Source organism: Bartonella sp. AA1HLJMS (assembly GCF_042197445.1).
In the GTDB taxonomy this organism is placed as follows: Bacteria; Pseudomonadota; Alphaproteobacteria; order Rhizobiales; family Rhizobiaceae; genus Bartonella.
In genome coordinates, this window is sequence record NZ_JBHIRW010000085.1 from 1 (window position 1) to 3534 (window position 3534).

The following is a 3534-nucleotide window of genomic DNA, read 5'->3' on the forward strand; positions in this document are numbered from 1 at the left end:
AACGATAAATGGCATCATGGGGACACCCCATATCGTTGGAACACGTGTTGCTCCTTTGAATAGGGGGAATTCTTTTTTTTCTTGCGATTTCATGGAATGTTCTCGTCACTGGAGGTGAAATAATATGTGGCTAATATAAAAAGCTGCACCAGCAATAATGACACTGAATGCCCATCGCATAAAGGTAGCTCTTGCGATAATGCGAAATATATAAATAAGCAAAAGTAATAAAAGAACGATAGCAGCAACGATAGGAATAATTATACTTAATCCATATTGCATCCCTATGAAAACATCTAAACTCTTTGTTTCTGTCTGAGCATATGCAGATTGAGTTATTAATAACATAATCAAAGTTATAAAAATAGCACTAATCTTACATATTTTTGATTGAAGCGTATTTAATTGTTTCATATCTTTTATCCCCTTTTAATTAAAGTTGCTATAAATAAATTCCTTTTTTCGTAGTATGAGCGATATTATTACTGGTACAAATCTATAATCAACGAACATTAAAAACATTACGTATTATACTAATTTATGCTTGACCTGTAAATAGCAGTTTAGCAAGTTGGGTTGCCGAGCCAGCAATGACAACGCCGATTGCCCACCGTACAAACGTATCTTTTCCTATGTAGCGGCCTGCGTAACCAATTGCTAAGCACAAAAGTATCACGGCAGCAGCAACAGGAATAATGTGATCAATAAGATCTTTTTTTAGAGCATTTAGAGCTTTTTCAGCAGGAGCTAATTTTGCATTTGCATATGCAGACTGTGTTATAAAAAATGCAATTATAGCTGTAGAAATTACTATGATTCTGTTGTTATTTTGTGTTTGGACATTAATTAATTTTCGCATATTTTACTTTCATTAAATTTTCATGAATATTTTATACTTTTTAAAATAAACAAATTGGTATCTTTATATGTTACAAATAGCAAGTATAAACTCTTACTTTAAAAACATTATGTGTTATATAAGCTTATTATTTACCTATAAATAACAGTGTAGAAAGTTGTGTTGCTGAGCCAGCAATGACAACGCCGATCGCCCACCGTACAAACGTATCTTTTCCAATGTAGCGCCCTGCATAGGCAATTGCTAAACACAAAAGTATAACAGCAGCGGCGAGAGGGATAATCGTTTTTAAGTCATTTTGGAGTGCATCTAACGCCTTTTTTGCAGGATCTAATTTTACATTTGCATATACGGGATTCGTTATAAAAAAGGCACTTAGAGCTGCAGAAATTACGATAATTTTGTTATTATTTTTTAATTTGAGATTAATTAATTTTTTCATATTTTACTCTTATCAATACTTTGTATATTCTTAATATAAACGAAATATCACATAATATTTTTAAATTTATCAAACATAAACTCTCACATTAGAAACATTATGTATTATAAAGACTCACACTTGCCCCTTGAATAACAGGCTCGCAAGTTGGGTTGCTGAGCCAGCGACGATAACACCGATTGCCCACCGTACAAATGTATCTTTTCCGATGTAACGTCCAGCATAACCAATTGCTAAGCATAAAAGGATAACGGCAGCAGCAACAGGAATAATATTAGTAGTAAGATCTGTTTGCAGAGTTTGTAAAGCATCTTCAGCTTTTAGTTTTGCATACGCAGGATGTACTATAAAAAATACACTTATAGCCGAAGAAATTGCTGTGATTCTGTTGTTATTTTTTAATCGGAAATCAATTAATTTTTTCATATTTTACTCTTAATTAATGCTCTTATTAATACTTTGTATTTATTATTATAAAACATATGAGATTTTTATATGTGTATAATAATTAGATATAAAACCTTATGATAAAAATATTATGCATTATATAGACTTACGCTTGCCCCTTGAATAACAGGCTCGCAAGTTGGGTTGCTGAGCCAGCGACGACAACGCCAATCGCCCAGCGTATAAATGTATCTTTTCCGATGTAGCGTCCAGCATAACCAATTGCTAAGCATAAAAGTATAACAGCAGCAGCGACAGGAATAATATTAGTATTAAGATCTTTTTGGAGTTCTTCTAAAGCTGTTTTTGCAGGAGCTAAACCGTTTGCTTGGGCCCATACGGGATGTATCATAAAAAATATAGTTATAGCTGCAGAAAGTGTGATGATTTTGTTATTGTTCTTTGATTGGAAGCTAATTAATTTTCGCATATTTCTCTCATTGAAGGTTATAGATAACATTTTGTATCATAGTTACTATCTTTAGTTTTAACTAACTGTACCTGTGAATAACAGCTTCGCAAGTTGGGTTGCTGATCCAGCGATGATAACACCGATTGCCCATCGTATAAATGTATCTCTTTCAATGTAACGTCCTGCGTAACCAATTGCTAAGCACAAAAGTATAACGGCAGCAGCAACAGGAATAATATTGGTAATAAGGTCTGTTTGTAGAGCTGTTAAAGCGTCTTTAGCATTCTTTATTTCTGCATATGCGGGATAGGTTATAAAAAACGCAGCTATAGTCGCAGAAATTACAATGATTCTGTTGTTATTTTTTGATTGAAGGTTGATTAGTTTTTGCATATTTTACTCTTATTAAAGTTTCATGAATGCTTTGTATTTCTATCATAAATGGAATAGAATTTTGCCATATTAATAATTATTAGATACAATTTTATCTTAAAAACATTTTGTATTATACTTATTCACACAACACCTGTAAATAGCATTTTAGCAAGTTGGGTTGCTGATCCAGCAATGATAACACCGATTGCCCATCGTATAAATGTATCCTTTTCGATGTAGCGCCCTGCATAGAGAATGGCTAAGCATAAAAGTATAACAGCAGCAGCAATAGGGATAATATTTCCAATGAGGTCGTTCTGTAAAGCCTCCAAAGCAGTTTTTGCATTTGTTAATTTTACTTGAGCATATACAGAATTGCTCATAAAAAATATAATTAAAGTTGCAGAAATTTTAATATTTCTATTTCTAACTATTGTTTGAAGGGTATTTGGTTGTCTCATATTGTTTGTCTCAATTTAGATTTCTCTTTAGAATAAAAAGATATTTTATACTGAATGACTTTAATATTCATTCTCATTACGCGCCTGTGAATAACATATTTGCAAGTTGGGTTGCTGAACCAGCGATAACAACACCGATTGCCCATCGTACGAACGTATCTTTTCCGATGTAGCGTCCTGCATAAGCAATTGCTAAGCACAAAAGTATCACGGCAGCAGCAAGAGGGATAATCGCTTTCAAGTCTGTTTGGAGAGCAGTTAAAGCTTTGTTGGCAGGATCTAAAACTACTGCTTGGGCTAACACAGGATTGGCCATAAAAAATACAGTTAAGGCTGCAGAGGTTTTAGTAGCTTTATTCCAGATTATTGTTTGAAGAGTTTTTGATTGTTTCATATTGTTTGTCTCAATTTAGATTTTTCTTTAGAATAAAAAGATATTTTATACTGCATGACTTTAATAGTCATTCTCATTACGCGCCTGTGAATAACATATTTGCAAGTTGGGTTGCTGAACCAGCGATAACAACACCGATTGCCC

At 33.3% G+C, this 3534-nt stretch carries 9 protein-coding genes; all 9 read right to left on the bottom strand.

Going from position 1 to position 3534, the window contains the following annotated elements; all coding sequences use genetic code 11:
- The coding region (locus ACFIQE_RS09140) for a VirB3 family type IV secretion system protein (protein WP_375707590.1) at positions 1-93 on the bottom strand (93 nt) is incomplete at its 3' end.
- Positions 94-105: 12 nt separating this feature from the next.
- Positions 106-414: a conjugal transfer protein gene (locus ACFIQE_RS09145; RefSeq protein WP_375621046.1), complete on the bottom strand. Its 309-nt coding sequence runs from the start codon at positions 412-414 to the stop codon at positions 106-108.
- Between the two features lie 124 nt (positions 415-538).
- Positions 539-859 carry a VirB2 family type IV secretion system major pilin TrwL gene (trwL, locus tag ACFIQE_RS09150; RefSeq protein ID WP_375621045.1) on the bottom strand — a complete coding sequence of 107 codons (321 nt, stop codon included), beginning with the start codon at positions 857-859 and terminating at the stop codon, positions 539-541.
- Between the two features lie 127 nt (positions 860-986).
- On the bottom strand, positions 987-1301 hold the full coding sequence (gene trwL / locus ACFIQE_RS09155; protein ID WP_375621044.1) for a VirB2 family type IV secretion system major pilin TrwL: 315 nt from the start codon (positions 1299-1301) through the stop codon (positions 987-989).
- Positions 1302-1415: 114 nt separating this feature from the next.
- Entirely contained in the window at positions 1416-1727 is a 312-nt protein-coding gene (trwL, locus tag ACFIQE_RS09160) for a VirB2 family type IV secretion system major pilin TrwL (RefSeq protein WP_375621043.1), read from the bottom strand.
- A 127-nt stretch (positions 1728-1854) separates the two neighbouring features.
- On the bottom strand, positions 1855-2178 hold the full coding sequence (gene trwL / locus ACFIQE_RS09165) for a VirB2 family type IV secretion system major pilin TrwL (RefSeq protein ID WP_375621042.1): 324 nt from the start codon (positions 2176-2178) through the stop codon (positions 1855-1857).
- Between the two features lie 57 nt (positions 2179-2235).
- Positions 2236-2553, bottom strand: a complete 318-nt coding sequence (trwL, locus tag ACFIQE_RS09170; RefSeq protein WP_375610330.1) for a VirB2 family type IV secretion system major pilin TrwL — start codon at positions 2551-2553, stop codon at positions 2236-2238.
- A gap of 122 nt (positions 2554-2675) precedes the next feature.
- Entirely contained in the window at positions 2676-2996 is a 321-nt protein-coding gene (trwL, locus tag ACFIQE_RS09175) for a VirB2 family type IV secretion system major pilin TrwL (protein WP_375621041.1), read from the bottom strand.
- Between the two features lie 76 nt (positions 2997-3072).
- Entirely contained in the window at positions 3073-3390 is a 318-nt protein-coding gene (gene trwL / locus ACFIQE_RS09180; RefSeq protein WP_375681255.1) for a VirB2 family type IV secretion system major pilin TrwL, read from the bottom strand.
- Positions 3391-3534 lie beyond the last annotated feature (144 nt).